At 48.0% G+C, this 20,564-nt stretch carries 17 protein-coding genes, 1 pseudogene and 1 riboswitch; of the genes and pseudogenes, 6 read left to right on the top strand and 12 right to left on the bottom strand.

The features are described 5' to 3' along the window. Positions 1 to 9: 9 nt before the first annotated feature. Together KNO99_RS05955 and KNO99_RS05950 are read right to left on the bottom strand one after the other, a co-directional pair. Positions 10 to 669: a DUF429 domain-containing protein gene (locus tag KNO99_RS05955; protein WP_214746299.1), complete on the bottom strand. Its 660-nt coding sequence runs from the start codon at positions 667 to 669 to the stop codon at positions 10 to 12. Positions 670 to 801: 132 nt separating this feature from the next. Then, positions 802 to 2,244, bottom strand: a complete 1,443-nt coding sequence (locus KNO99_RS05950; protein WP_214746296.1) for a leucyl aminopeptidase — start codon at positions 2,242 to 2,244, stop codon at positions 802 to 804. Between the two features lie 325 nt (positions 2,245 to 2,569). Between KNO99_RS05950 and ptsP the strand changes: the two genes are divergently transcribed. Then, the gene (gene ptsP, locus KNO99_RS05945) at positions 2,570 to 4,288 is read left to right on the top strand and encodes a phosphoenolpyruvate--protein phosphotransferase (RefSeq protein WP_214746293.1); all 1,719 of its coding nucleotides are present in this window, start codon (positions 2,570 to 2,572) and stop codon (positions 4,286 to 4,288) included. A 50-nt stretch (positions 4,289 to 4,338) separates the two neighbouring features. On the opposite strand, the gene KNO99_RS05940 is transcribed toward ptsP, so the two are convergent. From KNO99_RS05940 to KNO99_RS05915, 6 genes and pseudogenes are all read right to left on the bottom strand, one after another. Continuing rightward, positions 4,339 to 5,172, bottom strand: coding sequence for an aldo/keto reductase (locus KNO99_RS05940; protein ID WP_214746289.1), 834 nt, complete (start codon positions 5,170 to 5,172; stop codon positions 4,339 to 4,341). A gap of 127 nt (positions 5,173 to 5,299) precedes the next feature. After that, the gene (gene ptsG, locus KNO99_RS05935) at positions 5,300 to 7,339 is read right to left on the bottom strand and encodes a glucose-specific PTS transporter subunit IIBC (protein WP_214746287.1); all 2,040 of its coding nucleotides are present in this window, start codon (positions 7,337 to 7,339) and stop codon (positions 5,300 to 5,302) included. Positions 7,340 to 7,475: 136 nt separating this feature from the next. Next, positions 7,476 to 8,975, bottom strand: a pseudogene (ptsG, locus tag KNO99_RS05930) (glucose-specific PTS transporter subunit IIBC); the annotation flags it as partial. Positions 8,976 to 9,196: 221 nt separating this feature from the next. Then, a complete protein-coding gene (gene glcT, locus KNO99_RS05925; protein ID WP_214746281.1) occupies positions 9,197 to 10,042 on the bottom strand; it encodes a glucose PTS transporter transcription antiterminator GlcT in 846 nt (281 codons plus the stop codon). Positions 10,043 to 10,146: 104 nt separating this feature from the next. Beyond that, positions 10,147 to 10,464, bottom strand: coding sequence for a YuiB family protein (locus KNO99_RS05920; RefSeq protein ID WP_214746279.1), 318 nt, complete (start codon positions 10,462 to 10,464; stop codon positions 10,147 to 10,149). A gap of 127 nt (positions 10,465 to 10,591) precedes the next feature. Continuing rightward, positions 10,592 to 11,803, bottom strand: a complete 1,212-nt coding sequence (locus KNO99_RS05915; protein ID WP_214746276.1) for an NAD(P)/FAD-dependent oxidoreductase — start codon at positions 11,801 to 11,803, stop codon at positions 10,592 to 10,594. 263 nt (positions 11,804 to 12,066) lie between these two features. Here KNO99_RS05915 and KNO99_RS05910 point away from each other — a divergent pair, with 263 nt between their 5' ends. Next, positions 12,067 to 13,044, top strand: a complete 978-nt coding sequence (locus tag KNO99_RS05910; protein WP_074033516.1) for an NAD(P)/FAD-dependent oxidoreductase — start codon at positions 12,067 to 12,069, stop codon at positions 13,042 to 13,044. A 39-nt stretch (positions 13,045 to 13,083) separates the two neighbouring features. On the opposite strand, the gene KNO99_RS05905 is transcribed toward KNO99_RS05910, so the two are convergent. Both KNO99_RS05905 and KNO99_RS05900 read right to left on the bottom strand, forming a co-directional pair. Then, a complete protein-coding gene (locus tag KNO99_RS05905; RefSeq protein WP_214746273.1) occupies positions 13,084 to 13,938 on the bottom strand; it encodes an NAD-dependent epimerase/dehydratase family protein in 855 nt (284 codons plus the stop codon). 114 nt (positions 13,939 to 14,052) lie between these two features. Then, a complete protein-coding gene (locus tag KNO99_RS05900; protein ID WP_214746270.1) occupies positions 14,053 to 14,409 on the bottom strand; it encodes a HesB/IscA family protein in 357 nt (118 codons plus the stop codon). A 98-nt stretch (positions 14,410 to 14,507) separates the two neighbouring features. Further along, positions 14,508 to 14,650: riboswitch (FMN riboswitch) on the top strand. A 163-nt stretch (positions 14,651 to 14,813) separates the two neighbouring features. Between KNO99_RS05900 and KNO99_RS05895 the strand changes: the two genes are divergently transcribed. Both KNO99_RS05895 and KNO99_RS05890 read left to right on the top strand, forming a co-directional pair. Beyond that, on the top strand, positions 14,814 to 15,401 hold the full coding sequence (locus tag KNO99_RS05895; RefSeq protein WP_214693438.1) for an ECF transporter S component: 588 nt from the start codon (positions 14,814 to 14,816) through the stop codon (positions 15,399 to 15,401). 70 nt (positions 15,402 to 15,471) lie between these two features. After that, positions 15,472 to 16,044, top strand: a complete 573-nt coding sequence (locus tag KNO99_RS05890) for a nucleotidyltransferase family protein (RefSeq protein WP_214746267.1) — start codon at positions 15,472 to 15,474, stop codon at positions 16,042 to 16,044. A 38-nt stretch (positions 16,045 to 16,082) separates the two neighbouring features. Here the strand turns inward: KNO99_RS05890 and KNO99_RS05885 are convergent, their stop codons facing one another. Continuing rightward, positions 16,083 to 17,294 carry a NupC/NupG family nucleoside CNT transporter gene (locus KNO99_RS05885; RefSeq protein WP_214746264.1) on the bottom strand — a complete coding sequence of 404 codons (1,212 nt, stop codon included), beginning with the start codon at positions 17,292 to 17,294 and terminating at the stop codon, positions 16,083 to 16,085. 202 nt (positions 17,295 to 17,496) lie between these two features. Further along, positions 17,497 to 17,733, bottom strand: a complete 237-nt coding sequence (locus tag KNO99_RS05880; protein ID WP_074033523.1) for a YuzB family protein — start codon at positions 17,731 to 17,733, stop codon at positions 17,497 to 17,499. A gap of 98 nt (positions 17,734 to 17,831) precedes the next feature. Here KNO99_RS05880 and KNO99_RS05875 point away from each other — a divergent pair, with 98 nt between their 5' ends. Together KNO99_RS05875 and KNO99_RS05870 are read left to right on the top strand one after the other, a co-directional pair. Further along, a complete protein-coding gene (locus KNO99_RS05875) occupies positions 17,832 to 18,887 on the top strand; it encodes an NAD(P)/FAD-dependent oxidoreductase (protein WP_214746262.1) in 1,056 nt (351 codons plus the stop codon). Between the two features lie 242 nt (positions 18,888 to 19,129). Next, complete coding sequence (locus tag KNO99_RS05870; RefSeq protein WP_214746259.1) at positions 19,130 to 20,560, top strand: S8 family serine peptidase; 1,431 nt, start codon at positions 19,130 to 19,132, stop codon at positions 20,558 to 20,560. The last annotated feature ends 4 nt before the right edge of the window (positions 20,561 to 20,564 follow it).

Here is a 20,564-nt window from a genome sequence, read left to right as displayed (position 1 = left end):
ATCAACATTTCATCGCTCTTCTTTCATTTGAGGTACAGCTACTTTCGGCTCATTCGCTTCAGCCGGGTGTAACGAAAGACCACTCATCCCCGCTTCATAGGCGGCTACTGCCAAGATACAAGCATCGATAATATCATCGATTTGCACGTTCGACATTTTCCATTTCCACGGAGAGCTTTTCGAGTATTTTCGAAGTAACTCGATTCGTTCGTCCTGCCCTTCGACTGTCTTTTTCGAATGACTTGCCTCATGCCCCATCATCACCGAGAAGCATACTTCTGGGTGAGATTCGTAAACGTCCTCCGCTAACACATGCTGGAACTCACGGATACGCGGAACCAAATGCCAAGCCTGTTTGCTAAGCCCTTTATCGATCAACATTCGACTTTGTTTGTTCGCTTCCTCGTATGTCTCTTCATGAAGCACTTCTTGAATCGGCGGGGTAAAGACGGACGATTTCCGCTCGACGAGTTGACTCCGCATCCACGCGTCACATGCTCGACTCGGATGGTCGACCGTCCCTAAATCTTTCGGCATATCCACGAAATGCATCGCACCGTCAATGAGCAACTCCTCTAGCGTTTCTGAAATCGTCAAACATAAGGAAATGCTATCGTATGTGATGCGCACCCAGCCTCCGCGTGCACCGTCAATTCCTACTCCTACCATGTCTTACCTCCTGTAACATCATCAACACGCCGAACACGGCGAAAAATACTGTACATCCTAACCAGATCCGGTTCGGCCAAACCGTGTACGCGAAGCCACACAGAATCGCCAAACCGATCAAGAGGAGCGCTCTTAGCGCTCCCACGTTTCAATCATCCGTGCAAGCGTTCGGACCATGACACCAGTCGGGCCTTTCGGGCCAAGGTCGTTCGCTGCCGCACGTTCGCTCGTTCCTGCGATATCGAGGTGAAGCCACGGTGTATCGCCGACAAACTCGCCGACAAACGCTCCACCGAAAATCATGTGACCGAAGCGACCAGGTGAGTTGTTCAAGTCGGCTACTTCTGATTTTCTCACTTTGTCGATGAACACATCAAAGTATGGCATTTGCCAAACAAGTTCATTCGTCTCGCGACTCGCTTCTTCGAGTGAGCGATAGAGGGTATCATCGTTCGTCAGACAGCCCGTCACGTCTGTACCGAGTGCGACGAGTACACCGCCTGTTAGCGTAGCTACGTCGATGATTGCTTTTGGCTCATACGTTTTCGCGAACGTGACAGCATCCGCTAGAACGAGGCGCCCTTCCGCATCTGTGTTGAGTACTTCGATCGTTTTGCCGTTCATTGCCGTGATGACATCATCCGGCTTGAAGGCATCGCCTGAAATCATGTTGTCTGTCGCACCGATGATTCCGATGACGTTTTTATTCGGACGTGTGCGTCCGAGTGTCTCGAATAGTCCAAGGACAGTAGCCGCACCACCCATATCGCCTTTCATTCCGACGATGCCGTCTTTCGGCTTGATTGAATAGCCACCTGTATCGAACGTGACGCCTTTTCCGACAACCGCAATCGGAGCTTCTTCCTCTGCACCACGATATTCCAACACAATCAATTTCGGCGGGATCGTCGAGCCTTGGTTTACGGCGAGGAGTGCACCCATTCCGAGCCCTTCCATTTCTTCTTTTTCTAACACTCGGTATTTGAAATCATGGCGTTTCGCTAATTCGACCGCATAATCCGCCAACGTCTCTGCTGTCAAAATATTAGCCGGCATCATCGTCAACGTTCGAGCGACATTGACCCCTTTCCCATAAGCGACACCTGCATCGATGTCTTCTTGCAACACATCCCCAAGAAGTGTGATGTTTGGCTCTTCGACCGTTTGTTTCGGCTCTGACTTGTATGTAGGATGAGCATACGTCGCCATTTCAAATGCTTCTGCGAAAATGCAAGCCGCGTCGTTTGTGAACGTGTCGAGTGCGACTGCAACGTCCTTTAATCCACGCGCGTGGACGAGCTTCGCCACTTTCCCGAACCAGTTCCGTACATTTTCTGTCGTGATGTCGTTTCGTTGTCCAAGTCCGACAAACAAGACGCGTGCCGTTTCCCCGGCGAACGTCGGCAATAACGTCACTTCTCCTGTTTTCGTCGAAAGATCTCCTGATTGAATGAGTGCTTTCACTCGTCCACCGAACAATGTGTCGAGCCCTTCGTCGATTGAATCGGCCGCACCGATTCCAACAATCATCGTGTCATATGAATCTGTCCAATTTAATTGAGCAATTTGATACATCTTGCCACTTCCCTTCTTTATATATGGTAAGCATAGCGAACTTCTCCAAAATAATGAAATAGTATGCGTAAGAGTCAAGAAATCTTCGAATTCGTGGGCTATCTCCTCGTTGTGACGTTGTTTTATTTTATGATAGGATAAGAAAGTACGCAATCGGGCTTCTCTTCATCGTGAAGTGAGGCCAATTTGACTGGTCGAGGCTTCCCCTAGTCGTAGACCGTTGCTACTTTAACTTTCTTCGTTCTCGTTAATTCTTTTTTCTTTTCGGGTATGAAGTAACGAGGCAGGAAAGTACACTATTTCTTTGAAAAGAGGGACTACGCTTATGTCACACATTAAAGGTATTGGTGCATCTGCAGGAATTGCAGTTGCAAAAGCATTCGTCATGGAGACACCTTCATTCGATATCCCAACACACAAGATTGAAGATGTCGCTGCAGAAAAGGCACGTTTCCAAGATGCAATCGCACAATCTAAAACGGAGCTTGAAGAAATCCGCGAGCACACGCTTCGTGAACTTGGTCCAGACAAAGCCGAGATTTTCTCAGCTCACCTTTTAATCGTTGAGGATCCAGAAATCGTTTCGCAAGTGAACGATAAAATTGAAAGCGAAAACATGAACGCTGCGAAAGCACTTGATGAAGTCGCACAGACGATGATCATGATTTTCGAATCGATGGACAACGAATACATGCGCGAACGTGCAGCTGACGTTCGTGACGTGACAAAACGTGTTTTGGCACACATTCTTGGGGTGACATTCGTGACCCCTGCATCGATCTCAGAAGAAGTGATCATCATCGCTGAAGACTTGACGCCTTCAGACACGGCACAACTTAACCGTAAATACGTCAAAGGGTTCGCGACAAACATCGGTGGACGTACATCACACTCTGCCATCATGTCACGTTCACTCGAAATTCCAGCGGTCGTTGGTACGAAAGTGGCTCTTGAAGAAATCAAAAACGGTGACCTCGTCATCATCGACGGTACGGAAGGTGACGTGTTCGTCAACCCTTCTGAAGACCTCGTCAAAGAGTACGAAGGCAAACGTGCTGATTTCGAAGCTTACAAAGAAGAGTTGAAGCAACTCGTCAACGAAGAGTCTGTCACTGCTGACGGTCATAAAGTGAAGCTTGCAGCGAACATCGGAACGCCAAACGACTTAGAAGGCGTCTTGAAAAACGGTTCAGATGCAATCGGTCTTTATCGTACAGAGTTCTTGTACATGGACTCTGAAACATTCCCGACAGAAGAAGAGCAGTACACAGCATACAAAACGGTTCTTGAAGGTATGGAAGGCAAGCAAGTCGTCATCCGTACACTCGATATCGGTGGCGACAAAGAATTGTCTTACCTCGACCTCCCGAAAGAGATGAACCCGTTCCTCGGCTATCGTGCGATTCGTCTTTGCCTCGAGGAAACAGATTTGTTCCGCACGCAACTTCGTGCCCTTCTCCGCGCGTCAGCTCACGGTAACCTCGCAATCATGTTCCCTATGATTGCGACACTTGAAGAGTTCCGCGCAGCGAAAGCCCTTCTCCTTGAAGAAGAAGCGAAGTTGAAAGAAGAAGGAATCGAAGTCGGTCAATATGAAACAGGGATGATGGTTGAAATTCCATCTACAGCTGTCATGGCGAAACAATTCGCAAAAGAAGTCGACTTCTTCTCAGTCGGTACAAACGACTTGATTCAATACACGATGGCGGCTGACCGCATGAACGAAAAAGTATCTTACTTGTACCAACCGTTCAACCCTGCCATCTTGAACCTTCTCCACAACGTCATCACAGAAGCACACAAAGCTGGCAAATGGGTCGGTATGTGTGGAGAGATGGCTGGAGAAGAGCTCGCGATTCCAATCCTTCTCGGTCTCGGACTCGATGAATTCTCGATGTCAGCTTCAAGCGTCCTTCGTGCACGTAGCCTCGTGAAGCGCTTGACGAAGACAGAAACAGAATCGATCGTCAACGAAGTCCTCAACATGGACACAGCTGAAGAAGTCGTGAACTTCCTTAGCGAAAAGTTTGACATCAAAAAATAACGCCAAAAGTCCTTCTCTCGAGCGAGAGAAGGACTTTTTTTACATACTATTTAAAAATCGAAGTCGTCCGGGTCTGGACCGACACGTTTATGTTGGTCGAGTGCGTCGATCCGTTCCATTTGTTCTTTGCTCAATTCAAAATCATGCAGGCTGAAGTTTTCTTCGATTCGATGCGATTTGACCGACTTCGGAATGATGACCCACCCTGTCTGAAGGTGCCAGCGCAATATCACTTGAGCGACAGAACGCTCCACTTCTTTCGCGATTGTAACTAACGTAGGCTGTTCGAACAATCCACCTTGCATGAGCGGTGCCCAGGCGACCGGTACGATTCCATGCTCGCTCATATACGAGGACAACTCGGTTTGACGTAGCAGCGGATGCCGCTCGACTTGGTTCACGGCTGGAACGAGTTCACTGTTTGCAGCCAATGTCTCAAGGTGATGAATCTGGAAGTTGCTCACTCCGACCGCACCGACACGTCCTTCGCGATACAATTGTTCAAGGGCGCGCCAAGAGTCAACAATTTTGTCTTCCACCGGCCAATGAATCAAATACAAATCCAATTGTTCTAAGCCGAGGCGTTCGAGTGAAGCTTCATACGCAGCGATGGCTGATTCATATCCTTGATCGGCATTCCAAAGTTTTGAGGTGATGAACAAATCATCCCGGGAAATATTCGCCATCTCCATTCCTTTTCGAATTCCGATTCCGACACCTTCCTCGTTCTCGTAGACGGCTGCCGTATCGATGTGGCGGTATCCTTGACGAATCGCTTCCACGACGGCATCGATGACCGTATCTCCGTCCTCTACTTTAAAGACGCCAAGTCCGATGGTAGGAATGGCTTTCTGACCGTGATTCAACTCTATAGATTGTTTCATTTGTACCCCTTCTTTCGTGAGAATTCTTCTTCACTATAAAGGGGATTCTCACTTTCCGGAATAAGGCACATTGAAGTAACTATACAAAAAGAGCCGCCCCATTACTGGAGCGGCGTGTGAAACTTGGTTACTCTGGACCTCTATCATCGGCTCTAAAGTCGAGCGCTTCTCCTGCGACGACCGTCTCACCGAACGGTACGACGACGACTTTTCCGTCTCCGTTCGTCCAAATGATCGGTGTGATGAGTGATGGTACTTTATCTCGAATCGCATTGAGATCGACTTCGAGAAGAACATCTCCCGCTTCGACTCGGGCACCTTCCTCTACTTTCGAAGTGAATCCTTCCCCTTTCAGATTAACCGTATCGAGACCGACATGAATCAATAGTTCGCGTCCATCGTCAGCCAAGATGCCGATTGCATGTTTCGTCGGGAAGAATGTCGTGATTTGACCGGTCACCGGCGAAACGACCTGACCTGAGCTTGGTTCGATCGCAAATCCTTCTCCCATCATGCGACCAGAGAAGACTTGATCTGGCACATCATCGAGTGATAACAATACACCCGACATCGGAGCGAGGAAGCGATGATCGGCTTGTTCAGCCGCTTCCGGTGTAATCACGGCTTTTTCAACTTTTTCTTTCGGTTTATACTCGCCACCTTCGATGATGGTCGCGATTTGTGATTTAAGCGTATCCGATTTCGGTCCGAAGATGGCCTGAATGTTATCCCCTACTTCAAGGACACCAGCAGCACCGAGATCTTTTAATAGATCTTTGTCGACTTGTTTGACGTCGTTCACGGTGACACGAAGTCGCGTGATACAGGCATCCAAGTGTTTAATGTTTTCAGGACCACCGAGTCCGACGAGCACTTCATATGGCAAGTCGTCCCCAATACCGGCTTTGTCCCCTTTCGCGCCGGTCTGAACGTCACGTCCAGGGATTTTCAGGTCGAACTTCGTAATGGCGAAACGGAATCCGAAGTAATAGATGACCGCAAAGACGAGTCCGACCGGAATGACGAGCCACCAGGCGGTTCGGTTCGGCAAGACTCCGAAGAGAAGATAGTCAATGAGACCGCCAGAGAATGTCATCCCGATCTTGACGTTCAGTAGATGCATCGTCATAAAGGAGAGACCTGCAAAGACGGCGTGAATTCCAAAGAGAAGTGGTGCAACGAAGACGAATGAGAACTCGACTGGTTCTGTGATCCCTGTCAAGAATGACGTGAGGGCAGCTGAGAAATAGAGACCTTCGACGTCTTTCCGACGTTCTTTCGGAACCGTGTGGAACATGGCGAGACAGGCAGCAGGTAACCCAAACATCATGAACGGGAATTTCCCGGTCATGTACGTACCAGCTGTGAACTCGACGCCGTCACGTAGTTGTGCGAAGAAGATCCGTTGGTCACCTTGTACGAGATCACCGGCTTGGTTCGTATATTCCCCGAATTGGAACCAGAACGGAGAATACCAAATATGGTGAAGACCGAACGGAATCAAGGAACGTTCTACCAATCCAAAGATGAATGCTGATAAGGCAACGTTTGCCTCGATGACCGTACTTGAGAACGTATTGATCGCATTCCCGATCGGTGGCCATATATACGCGAGCGCAATCCCGATAATCAAACTGAATGCGGCCGTCGCAATCGGGACGAACCGCTTCCCTGCAAAGAATCCTAAGAAATCTGGCAACTTGATGTTGAAATACTTGTTGTATGCATATGCTGCAACAAGACCTGCGATAATACCCCCGAATACCCCCATTTGGAGCGTCGGGATACCGAGAACGGTTGCATACTGCGGGTCGCCTTGAGCGATTTCCGCGGTAATCCCGTTCCACGTGCTGATGACTTTGTTCATGATCAAATAACCGACAATGGCTGCTAGACCAGCAACCCCATCCCCGTTCGCCAGGCCGATCGCGACCCCAACGGCAAACAGTAACCCTAAGTTTGCGAAGACGATGTCCCCGGCATCTGTCATGACTTGCCAAATCAGGACAAGTGAGTCATTCGCCAGAAACGGGAGCAATTCAACGAGGTCCGGGTTTTGGAATGCGGTACCAAACGCCAAGAGAAGACCGGCTGCCGGTAAGATCGCAACCGGAAGCATGAGTGCTTTCCCGACCCGTTGTAAAACGCCAAACACTTTCTTCCACATCATGGTTCCCTCCTTTGTCAGAATACTTACTTTTTCCCTCTAACGTTTGGATGAAACCGTTTCATATAAAAGAAAAAGACCAACCCCGAAGGATTGGTCTAGATGATGATTAGTTTGCTTTCTTTTCGTTACCTGAAGCGATAACTGCTTGAATCTCTGATTTCAATGCATCCGAACGTGGTCCGAAGATTGCTTGAATGTTGTTACCAACTTCAAGGACACCAGAAGCGCCAAGGCGTTTCAACTCATCTTTGTTTACGTTTGCTTTGTCTTTAACTTCTACACGAAGACGTGTGATACATGCATCGAGGTGCTTGATGTTTTGTGAGCCACCAAGACCAACGAGGATATCTTGTGCAAGTTCCGAACCAGTAGCTGTTGATTGTTCAACAACCTCATCTTCACGGCCTGGTGTTTTAAGGTTGAACTTACGGATAACGAAGCGGAATCCGAAGTAGTAAACAACCGCAAACACGAGACCGACTGGAATGACGAGCCACCAAGCCGTACGACCTGGAAGAACTCCGAAGAGCAAGAAGTCGATCAAACCACCAGAGAACGTCATCCCGATCTTAACGTTCAAGATATGCATCGTCATGAACGAAAGACCTGCGAACACTGCGTGTACTGCGAAGAGAAGCGGTGCTACGAACAAGAATGAGAACTCGATTGGTTCTGTGATACCAGTCAAGAACGATGTAAGGGCAGCAGAAGCCAAGAGACCGCCGACAACCGCTTTACGCTCAGGACGTGCTTCGTGGTACATTGCGAGTGCTGCTGCAGGAAGACCGAACATCATGAACGGGAATTTACCAGTCATGAACGTACCTGCTGTCAACTCAGCGCCGTCACGAATTTGTGCGAAGAAGATCGCTTGGTCACCACGAACGACGTTACCCGCTGCATCTGTGTATGAACCGAATTCAAACCAGAACGGTGAGTAGAAGATGTGGTGAAGACCGAATGGAATCAATGAACGTTCGATCAAACCAAAGATAAATGCTGCAAATGTACGGTTTTCATTCAACATGAAGTTTGAGAATGAGTTCAATCCGTGTTGAACTGGTGGCCATACTAATAGTAAGACGAAACCAGCAACGACGGCTGCAACTGCCGTTACGATTGGAACGAAACGTTTACCAGCGAAGAAACCAAGGAACTGTGGCAATTCGATATTGAAGTACTTATTATAGGCCCATGCGGCGATGAGACCCATGATGATCCCTCCGAATACCCCTGTTTGGAGTGTTGGGATACCGAGTACGTTCGCGTATGCTGGGTCACCTTGCGCCAACACTTCAGGTGTGAGTTCGAGCCAAACACCCATCACTTTGTTCATGATCAAGAATCCAACGATTGCTGCAAGTCCGGCTACCCCGTCACCTGCTAAACCGATGGCAACACCGACTGCGAACAAGAGCGCCAAGTTCGAGAAGATGATTCCACCTGCTTGCTCCATCAATTGAGCGAATTTCACGACGCCTTCGTTTGTTAACCAACCAGCGCGTGATGTAAGTTGTGGGTTTTGCATTGCGTTACCGAATGCAAGAAGAAGACCGGCTGCCGGCAAGATCGCAACAGGAAGCATAAGTGCTTTACCGACTTTTTGAAGAACACCAAAGATCTGCTTAAACATCAACATTTCCTCCTTTTTTTAAATACGTATAAACAATATGATAGCGGTGTAGATGTCAGACAACCGACGTATCTAAACGTTTTCATAAATCACGTTTATAAAAACAGAAAAGGCATGAATAAGGATAGAACGTAGACCTCTCCCAACGGAGAAATCACATAACGTTCCACTCCTTACTCATGCCTGATCGAATCAGTAACACGTAAGACACGTGGTATCATTTATCTACTTGTTAGGCGCTGGAGATGCATCGTCAAATATGTCGCTTCACCTCGTGGGACGGGACGCTTTAATTCGCGTTCCATGATGCCCATCAGCTCCCAAGCAGTACTATAGCATAGCGGATATTCGTCGCGCAACACCTTTTCAATTTTTTGTGGTGCCTCGACCATCTCACCCGTCGCAACCCGCTCAACGGCGTACCTTAAGTGCCGAAGTAAGCGCTTATAATCGAGTGAAGTTCGGTCCAATTTTACGTTCAAACGACTCTCAATCGTCTGGACGATTTGGCCAATGATTTGGTTATGACGATTCACTTCCAGGACATTTTTAAACGTCGTCGCTGAGTGGATGTGCAGCGCAATAAATCCAGTCTCCGCATCCGGTAGGAGCACGTTCAATCGTTCATGGAACATATCGACAATCCGTTCCGCGAGCGCAAATTCGTTTGGATAAAGTGATTCTGTCTCAAGTAAAAACGGATTCGTCACTTCCATCCCTTGTTCGATTCGTTTCATCGTGAAGAACAAGTGGTCGGTCAAGCCGATATGAATGTGCTCATCGACTTTCTTACCTGTACTCGTCTCGATGAAGCCGACAATCTCTTGCATGAACGCAATAAAATCCTCATCGACATGTTTGACGAGCTCTTGATACTGCGACTGTTCTTCTTTATCTGTCAGTTGATACACTTTCTCCGGGACGCTGGCCGGGTCGACGAGGTCGCCTGGTTTTTTGCCAAAGCCAATTCCCTTCCCGAGTAGAATGACTTCCGGATCCGTATCATGTTGACAAATGACAACGCTATTATTCAACACTTTTTTGATCGTATACATCGGTAATGTCATTCGCATCGCATCCCTTACTAAAAATCGTTTCGCTATCTAGTATATCGGTTCATGCCCTAAAAAAGTAGGGACAAAACAAAAAAGGCGAACATTTCTGTCGCCATTTAAAACATTGAATAACCGCTCTTCCGTAAGAAACGAATCGTCACGCCAGCCAAGATTGCTCCGAGCAACCCGAAACCGAGCATGAACAAATCGAGAAGTTGCAATCCGACGAGTCCTTCGTAGATCCCCGCGAGTGCAGTTGACGTCTCGGTCACGTAACTTGAAAGTTTGACATTATCAATCATCATGATGACAAAAATTGGATAAATGAACACGAGTGTCCATGTCTTTTTAAGTAACATATTCAAGATGAAGCCGATACTGAAAAAAATCGTCATATATAAAACGGCCCCAATGACTGCTTGGATAATATGCATGTGATGCCCCCCTTGTCCGCTCTCCATTATACAAAATTTCAACCGACGTGGTCAAAGAACTTCCTATGACAATTTCGAAAGAAAACAGCTCGTTCTGAATCAGAACGAGCCGTACGTTAATCGAAAATTAGAACTTTCCTTTTTTGAGGACGAGTCCGTATTTTTTCAATTCGATGAAGTGTTTGTTGTCGATGACTTTCTTCATGAATGAAGCGTTGCGACCGAAGATTTTTTTACCCATCACGATTCCGATTCCATCGTTATGACCGAGCGAAGCGACTGTTCCTTTGCTCTCGTAAGTGAACTTCGAAGTCGATTTGCCATTGATGAGTGCCGCGATGTTTTTCGCAACGTTGTGCGCTTGTTGTGTTGCGATTTGTGCCGTCGGTGGGTATGGACGGTTCGAAGCAGGGTCCATGACTGCCGAGCAGTCACCGATGATGAAGACGTTGTCGTGACCTGGTGCACGGTTGTCCGCTTCCACCATGACACGGTTACGAACCGCTTCAAATCCTGATTTTTCAATAATCGGGCTACCACTTACGCCACCTGTCCAGATGATCGTGTTGGCGTGGATCGTTTCCGTCGTGTCACCTTGAAGTGGACCAAACGTAACGACACCTGGCTCAACACCTTTGATTCCGTTACCGAGTTTCATCTCGACACCGTTACGCTCCAACCATTTCTGTGCGTACGTTGTGAGTTCTGGGTCGAAACCTGGAAGAACCGTTGGCGCTGCTTCAATGTTGACGATGCGAACAGCTTCGCGTGGAACGTCATATTGTTTGCAAAGCTCTGGGATTCGGTTGACGATTTCACCGAGGAATTCGATTCCTGTGAATCCAGCACCACCGACAACAATCGTTACGAACGAGCTGTCAGAAGAACCGTTTGTTTTATATTGAGCGAATGAGTACTCGATGTGCTCTTTAATTTTACGAACGCTGTTCAATGAGCTGATTGTCATTGCGTTTTCTTTCAAGCCTGGGATACCGAATGTTTCCGGTACACCGCCGAGGCCGATGACAACGTAGTCGTATTCGACGACAGAACCATCTTCAAGCGTGACTTGTTTCGCAGCAGTATCGACGCGATCGACGATCCCTTTGACAAGTTTCACACGTGATGGGTTCACAATGTCGTTAATGTAAATGCGTGCTTGGTCTGGGTTCATCGTTCCAGCAGCTGGTTCGTGAAGCCAAGTTGTTTGGTAGTGATAATCATGCTTGTTGATGAGCGTGATGTTCGCGTCACCTGCAGCGAGTGTCTTTTGAAGGTTGACGGCTGTAATGAGTCCGCCAAAGCCCGCGCCAAGAATAACAATGTTAGGTCGTTTCATGTTCATTTCCACCTTGTTTAAAGTTTTGTTTTTTTGAACAACTATGTTGTGTGTTTCTTCACATAGATGTTCACAATAAAGCCCATTCTTGTTCAACATCTGTTCACAATTGCTTCTGTTTCATTGTACGCTCTTTAAATTGAATTCTCAATGAAAAAGCTTATCTTCTTGAATTTTTTTTGAAAGTGTTGCATGTTTGTACTGAATGGATTTAATTCAATAAACTCTCTATAGTAAATGTATACGCTTTGAGGAGGAATTCGATGAAGACGACGAAAGATGTAATCATCATCGGTGGAGGTCCGGTTGGATTGTTCACCGCATTTTACGCAGGCATGCGCCAACTCGATACGACGTTGATTGAAAGTTTACCGCAACTCGGCGGTCAATTGTCAACGCTCTATCCTGAAAAATATATTTATGATATCGCTGGCTTCCCGAAAGTGAAAGCACAGGATTTGATTGATCAATTAAAAGCACAGGCTGATCAATTCGAGCAAGACTACCGCCTCGGCGAAACGGTCGAAACGGTGGAACGTCTCGAAGACGGCACGTTCGTTTTGACGACGAATAAAGAAGAGTACCATACGAAAGCGGTCATTATCACTGCCGGAAACGGTGCCTTCTCGGCTCGTCCACTCGGTCTTGACGGTTGCGAAGATTACGCAAACCTTCATTACTTTGTCGATAACATGGAGAAATTCCGTGATCGCCGCGTCATGATTGCCGGTGGTGGCGACTCTGCTGTCGACTGGGCACTCATGCTCGAAGGCATCGCAAAAGAAGTACACATCGTTCACCGCCGTGACCGTTTCCGTGCTCACGAACACACGGTCGAACAAATGAAGGCATCGACGATTAACGTCCTTACGCCGTACAACATCGAGTCACTCTCAGGTGAGACACACATCGAATCTGTTGAATTGACGGATAAAGACGGCGAGTCAAAAATCGTTGAGATTGATGATTTGATTTGTAACTACGGATTCGTGTCATCTCTTGGTCCAATCAAGAATTGGGGAATGGAATTTGAGAAGAACACCATCCGTGTCGACTCACGCATGGAAACAACAGTCGCCGGGATCTTCGCTTGCGGTGATATCGCCACATACGAAGGAAAAGTGAAGCTGATTGCAACAGGTTTCGGTGAAGCACCGATTGCCATCAACCAAGTGAAGCAACTTGTGGATCCGACTGCTCGTCACCCACAACACTCGACATCTGTGTTTGCCGGGAAATAATGATTAATCCTCTGTGGACTGTGTCCACAGAGGATTTTTTCATTTCCGCATCGTTTGAATGATGACCCGGTCAATCCAGTCATCGAGTTGCGTGAACACGAAGCCCGCCTTTTTTGCTTCAGCAATCGACATGTAATAGTCGACGTCCGAATCATATGGGGACGACTCCCCATCTTTTATGATATGGACAGGTTTTCCGACATGTTGCCCGATTCGCTCCATTAAAGCACCCATGGAGATGAGACCGTCACTCGCTGCATTGAAAGGTCCAGTCACGTTCGCACGTCCCACCCATTCTAAAAATGCTGCTGCTTCTGCGCTCGAGATGAAGCCCATTTTCGCTTCTGGATGATGCAACACAATCGGTTCCTCGTTGCGAATCGCGTCCACATAAAATTTGAGTCGATCTGTATAATCATCTGGTCCGAGGACAATCGGTAAGCGTACGGTCGCAACTGGGAACGAAGCCCGGTGGAAGAAGAACGACTCTGCCTCTCGCTTCCCTTGTCCGTAGTCATGCTCAGCTTCTAGATGATATTCATAATGGAGCGGATTAAAGTCACTCTCCTTTAAATCAGGTCCCGGCGCGTATACCGACATTGTAGACGTCAGGACATACTTTCCGACTTTGTCCATAAACGCATCCGAGGCGATTTTTGCCTGATACGGGGTAAAGCAAATATTGTCGTAGACGAGGTCATACCGTTCTCGTGCCAAGTCTTTCATCGTCGCGACTGATTGTCGGTCTCCTTTAATGGACCGTATCCCTTCGGCTTCTGGTACTTGCAACTGTCCCCTCGTCACAATCGTCACATCATCCCCCGCCTCCGCGAGTCGTAAGGCAAGTCGTTTCCCGAAATAGCGCGATCCTCCAAAAATCAATACTTTCCTCATCACCCTAGCCCCCTTCAATACGATTCTCTTCCCTACATTCCCTTTCACCGACGTTCCGTAACTGGTCGAATCGCACAAAAAAAAAGACTATGGCGCTCCATAGTCTAAAAATAATTAGCATTCTCCTGGCGTACCGGCGTTCGTTGCCGTTCGGAAACTTGAGCCGCAACCACACGTGGCGATGGCATTCGGGTTTTTAATCGTGAAGCCCCCACCGAGCATCGACTGTTTGTAATCAATCTCCAGCCCATCGACGACACCGTGATCGACTTCCGCAACGATGACGCGGACGCCGTGATGGTCGAATTGAATATCTTTATTCGTCTTTTCCTCATCAAAGCCCATTCCATATGAAAGTCCTGTACATCCGCCACCTTGGACCTTCACTCGCAAATATTGTGCATCCGGGCGTTCGGTCTGTTTCATCATCTCTTGTACTTGAAGTGCTGCTGATTCTGTCAAATGAATCATCTGAACTCCTCCTCACTTTATCTTCAATTCAAGTCAATTGACTTGTAGTTTTGTGCATTATCTTGTATAACTAAACTGTAACAAAAAAAATTAAATCGTTCCATCTTCGGGGCAGGGTGAAATTCCCGACCGGCGGTATTGAAGAATTTATTCTTCTCAGCCCGTGAGCGAGCAAGGCGTTGCTTGCTGATTTCGTGAGATTCGAAAGCCGACAGTACAGTCTGGATGGGAGAAGATGGCGGCATCCGACCGATATTCGGATGTTTTCTTTGACGTGGACTTTTCCACCTCGGAAAACATCTATTTCGTATGCGCGTAAACTCTCCCGATTGTCTTCATTGCAATCGGGTTTTTATATGCGACGGGTGCCATTCATCGAGGAGCGACCTAAAGGAGAGATTCTGATGAAAACTACGCGCAACAAACGACTGACAACTATGGTGACTTTGGCGATGCTCGGGACGATTTCGTTCGTACTCATGCTATTCAACTTCCCGCTCCCATTTTTACCACCATTCCTCAAAGTGGATTTCAGTGACATTCCTGCACTCATTGCCGGTATCGTCTTTTCCCCACTCGCAGGTGTCGTGGTCGTCGGATTGAAAAACGTCTTGTACTATGTCTTTAACGGTGGCGGTGTCCCGGTCGGAGAAGTCGCAAACTTCTTCGCAGGTGTCGCATTCATGTACCCGGTCGCATGGTTCTACCACAAACGGAAGACGAACAAAGCACTCGCTTCTGGACTACTCGCCGGTACAATCACGATGGCACTCAGCCTCGCCATTTTAAACTATCTCGTCATCTTGCCAGCCTATGCCTTCTTCTTCGGAATGGCAGACATGGCCGACCCGGCCGTGAAGACGGATCTCGTCCTTTACGGAATCTTACCGTTCAACTTAATTAAAGCGATCTTGATCAGCGCACTCTTCGTTCCACTCTTCTTGAAATTGAAGCCGTGGATCGAACGTCAGCGCGTACAACTTCAAGCATAATCGATATACGAGCACTTAGGCGTTGCCTAGGTGCTTTTTTCAATCCGATGGATCAGGAGGAGTTTGATTGATGAAACATGAAGAGGATTTGATTGATTTCTTACAACAAGATGCAGAACTTATGAACCTTCTTCGCACCGTTGCTACTCTTCGTCTGCCAGACTGGTGGATTTGCGCCGGCTATATTCGCGCAAAAATATGGGACCATCTTCATGGATACGATACACCGACACAAACGGACGACGTGGATGTGATTTATTTCGACCCGACTCAAACATCAGAACGAATCGAGAAAGAATTAGAGCAGACGTTGTATCAACGAGATCCAGACGTGCCTTGGTCTGTCAAAAACCAAGCAAGAATGCATCATGTGAACCACCTCCCACCGTACACCTCATCGACGGATGCACTAGCCCATTTCCCTGAGACGGTAACAGCAATCGGGGTACGACTTGATTCAAATGACGAGCTCATCCTCGCCGCGCCATACGGAACTCAAGATTTGCTCAGTCTGCAAGTGAAGCCAACACCGTTGTTTGAAGTAACTTCTTCAAAGCATTCGATTTACTTGAAACGACTCGAACAAAAGAACTGGGGCGCCCAGTGGCCAAACATCACACTCCAACAATCATCCGCATACTAAAAAGCGACCACCGAAGTGATCGCTTTTTCTTATATCGATTAGAGAAGAAGTCCAGCCAATGTAGCTGACATCAAGTTTGCAAGCGTACCTGCGAGAATCGCGAGGACACCCATACGTGCGATGTCACCACGACGGTTTGGTGCCATTCCACCAAGACCACCGAGAAGAATCGCGAGTGATGAAATGTTGGCGAAACCACAAAGTGCGAATGCAATCATTGCTTCTGTACGAGCTGACAAATCACCAGAACCGATGATTGGTGCAAACTCAGAGAATGCAACGAATTCGTTCAAGACTAGTTTTTGACCGAGGAAGCTACCGAATTGTACTGCATCTGCCCACGGAACACCGATAACAAATGCAAGTGGAGCAAACACGTAACCAAGGATCAATTCGAGTGACAAGCTATCAAATCCGAAGAGTCCACCGACTGAACCGAGAATCAAGTTGACGAGCGCAATCAATGAAACGAACGCAAGAAGCATTGCACCGACGTTCAAAGCAAGGAAGAGACCGTCAGAAGCACCACGTGCCGCTGCATCGACAAAGTTCGCCGCTCTGTCTTCTTCTTCCTCTACAATCTCGATGTCATCATCGTATTCTTCTGTTTCTGGAACGATGATTTTTGCGAACAAGAGACCAGCTGGCGCTGCCATGAAGCTCGCTGCGAGCAAGTACTCGAGTGGTACACCGAGCGCTGCGTATCCAGCAAGTACAGAACCGGCAACCGATGCGAGACCACCGACCATAACTGCGAAGAGCTCAGACTGTGTCATCGTAGGAAGGTACGGCTTGATAACAAGCGGTGCTTCCGTTTGACCGACGAAGATGTTTGCCGTCGCTGAAAGTGACTCTTTACGTGACGTTCCTAACGCTTTTGCGAGTGCCGTACCGAGGATACGGATGACCCACTGCATGACGCCAAGGTAGTAGAGTAACGCGATTAATGATGACATGAAAACGATAATCGGAAGGACTTGGAATGCGAAGACGAAGTTGTCGCCGCCGACCGCTGTTCCGAATACGAACGCAATCCCGTCACCCGCAGTGTTCAAGATTGCTTGAACCCCGCTCGAGATCCATTCAAGTGCTGCACGTCCCCAAGATGTGTACAGAACAAGGAAAGCAAACGCGAATTGAACAGCGAACGCTGCCAAGACCGTGCGCCATTTGATGGCTTTACGGTTGGTAGAGAAGATGTAAGCGATTGCAATTAGTGCCAAAATACCAACCACACTCATGATTTTCATTGATGTTGTGCTCCTTTCATATTAAACAAAGCTATTATATGTGTCATACCCGAAAAGAGATGTGCCCTACCGTTTGAAACGCTTTCTTTTTCTCGTTGTTAAACGTCAGACAACCTACATTCGAACCTCTTAGAATATAACATCCCTCTTTTTAAAATGCAACGGGTGAAATAAAAAAGTTTGAGGTCATCCCTCAAACTTTTTACCATGCCATCTCTTCTATTTTTTCATACACCTTCGTCACCAACTCATCCGGCGTTTCACCGGTCACGACTTCCCCGTCGACGAGGCAAAAGAGGTCGAGTGAACAGACGCCACAGTAGCCTGTACAGCCGTATTCGACCACATCGAGATCAGGGTCAGACTCTAATTTCGCTCGGGCCACTTGTGAGCCCATCGCTAAATTCGAGGCGCAAAATTCGATGATTGGATTCATCATATATGTCACCGTCTTTCTTTACGTGAATTATCGGAAAATGGTTCTTCTACGGCAGATTATAACATGATACAGTTGAAGAGTAACAAAGGGGGATTATTATGCGCAAATTAGTCGTCTTAGGGGGCGGTTACGGGGGTATGCGTGTCATCGAAAGAGTTCTTGGACATCAGTTGAAGGACGTATCGGTCACGCTCGTCGATCGCTTACCTTATCATGGATTAAAAACAGAGTATTATGCGCTCGCTGCAGGAACGGTCTCGGACCGCGATATTCGCATCGATTTTCCGGAAGAAATTGACTACATATACGGACAAGTCACGGATATCGATACGGAAGACAAGATGGTTCTTCTCGCGAGTGGAGAAAAAGTACCGTATGATGACCTCGTCATCGGATTAGGCTGTGAAGACAAGTATCACAACGTCCAGGGGGCAGCAGAGTTCACGTACAGTATTCAAACACTTGAAGAATCACGAAAAACACAGCAAGCGATCAACGGGTTACGACCTGGCTCGGTCGTTTCAGTCGTTGGAGCGGGATTATCCGGCGTCGAACTCGCAAGCGAACTACGCGAGAGTCGTCCTGATTTGACGGTTCGCTTGTTTGACCGTGGACCTTCCGTATTATCATTCTTATCCAATCGTGTCTCCATGTATGTGCAATCTTGGTTCGAAGAGCACGGAGTCGAAGTCATCAACAACGCCAATATTACGCGCGTCGATGCCGATGGATTATGGAATCATGAAGATTTGTTCCCTTCCGACTTGACGGTATGGACAGCCGGTATTCAACCTGTCGCTGTCGTACGCAACCAAGGATGGGAGCTCGATGGAGGCGGACGTGTCAAACTGACGGAACATCATTTCGTACCAGGCTTACCGGACGTATTCGTCGTCGGAGACAACGCGAGCTTGCCGTACGCACCGTCCGGACAACTCGCCGAAGCTCAGGCAGAACAAATCGTTCAAGTGCTCCTCTGTAAGTGGAAGGGGCTCGCCTATCCAGAGTTACCTGACATCAAATTGAAAGGGACGCTCGGTTCCCTCGGGAAGAAAGCAGGCTTCGGGGTGTTCATGGGGAAACAATCACTCACCGGAAAAGTCGCCCGCTTGTTGAAGTCCGGTATTCTTTGGAAACATAAAGTCATTAAGTAAACAATTGCGAATGGACCTGACGGGTCGATTCGCTTTTTTTATGCATCGCATCATCGATTTTCTGTTACCGTTGCGTCCTCTTGAGTCAAAAGTCTTGTATCTGAATCCCTTGTATCCTTATCTAAATATTCAGATTTTTAATGCCATCGACATATTCTATCCGTTGGAAATACTTGTTACTCTATGAACACGGCAGTACGACATCCTGTCATCTTGCCTACTACCTTAAAGGAGGAAACAAGTTGAAGAAAATCTGTAGCACCGTCCTTGCATCATTGCTCGTCTTATCAACCGTCCCAGGAGGCGCGGAAGCCGCCCCGAACAAGGAGAAAGAACGCGTCCTCGTCGTCTTCAAAGAATCGGCAAAGAAAATTCCGCTCTCGATTGAAGGCATGGAAGTTAAACAACAGTATTCGAATATTCCTGCAGCAGCACTCGAAGTTCCGAAATCTGCTTTGAACGGACTGAAGAATAACCCGCATGTCGCACACGTGGAAGTCGATCAAACGGTACATATCGAAAACCAAAACCAGGATTGGGGAATCCCTAAACTTCAAGCTCCTTCCGCTTGGCAAAGTGGATTCACTGGGAAAGGTGTCAAAGTATCCGTCGTTGATACGGGTATCTCCGCTCATCCTGACTTAACGATTGCTGGTGGTGCCTCGTTTAGTACGGTCACGAGTTCTTACGCCGATGACAACGGTCACGGTACGCATGTCGCCGGGATTATCGGAGCCCGCAATAACAGCATCGGTACGGTCGGAATCGCTCACGAGGCAAGCATCTATGCCGTCAAAGCACTTGAGGCGAACGGTAGCGGTAGTCTATCAAGCATCATCGCCGGCATTGATTGGTCGATCACAAATGACATGGACATCATCAACTTGAGTCTTGGGACGACAAGCCCTTCGACGACACTCCAACAAGTCGTGGATCGTGCGAATAACGCAGGCATCCTTGTCGTTGCGGCAGCCGGAAACAACGGACGTACCGATGGGTCGGGCGATCTCGTCAACTACCCAGCGCGTTACAGTTCGGCAATCGCCGTCGCTGCAACGGATATCAACAACAACCGTGCCTCGTTCTCAGCTACAGGTGGCACAGTCGAAGTCGCGGCACCTGGTGTCAGCATCAATTCAACCCTCTCAAATGGCGGCTACGGTCAAATGAGCGGGACATCGATGGCGACGCCTTACGTTGCAGGTAACCTTGCGCTCATGAAGCAAGCCTTCCCAACGTTATCGAGCACGCAACTCCGTACGAAATTATCGCAAGATTCGATTGACCTCGGTACGGCAGGTCGTGACACTTGGTTCGGAAATGGACTCGTCCAAGCCCCTACTTCTGGTGGTACGACACAACCGGTACAAGCACTCACGACGACAGTATCGACTTCGAAGTCATACTACTACGCGGGTGAAGTCGTCTCGATTTCTTCAACAGTTCGTAATTCGAATGGTCAAGCGGTCGCAAACGCCGATGTCCGTGTGACGGTCACACAACCGAACGGCGCGACGCTCGTCGGTACAGGCAAGACAAATGCTTCAGGTGCCATCACGTTCACACTCTCTACGAACTCTTGGTCACAGCGTGGTACGTATCAAGTGAAGTCTGACGCGACGCTTACAGGTTACACGGCTGGTTCAGCAACGTCATCGTTCCAACTTCTCTAAACAA

Source organism: Exiguobacterium sp. s189, from assembly GCF_018617615.1.
GTDB lineage: Bacteria > Bacillota > Bacilli > Exiguobacteriales > Exiguobacteriaceae > Exiguobacterium > Exiguobacterium aestuarii_A.
This window is presented reverse-complemented; position numbering and strand designations above follow the sequence as displayed.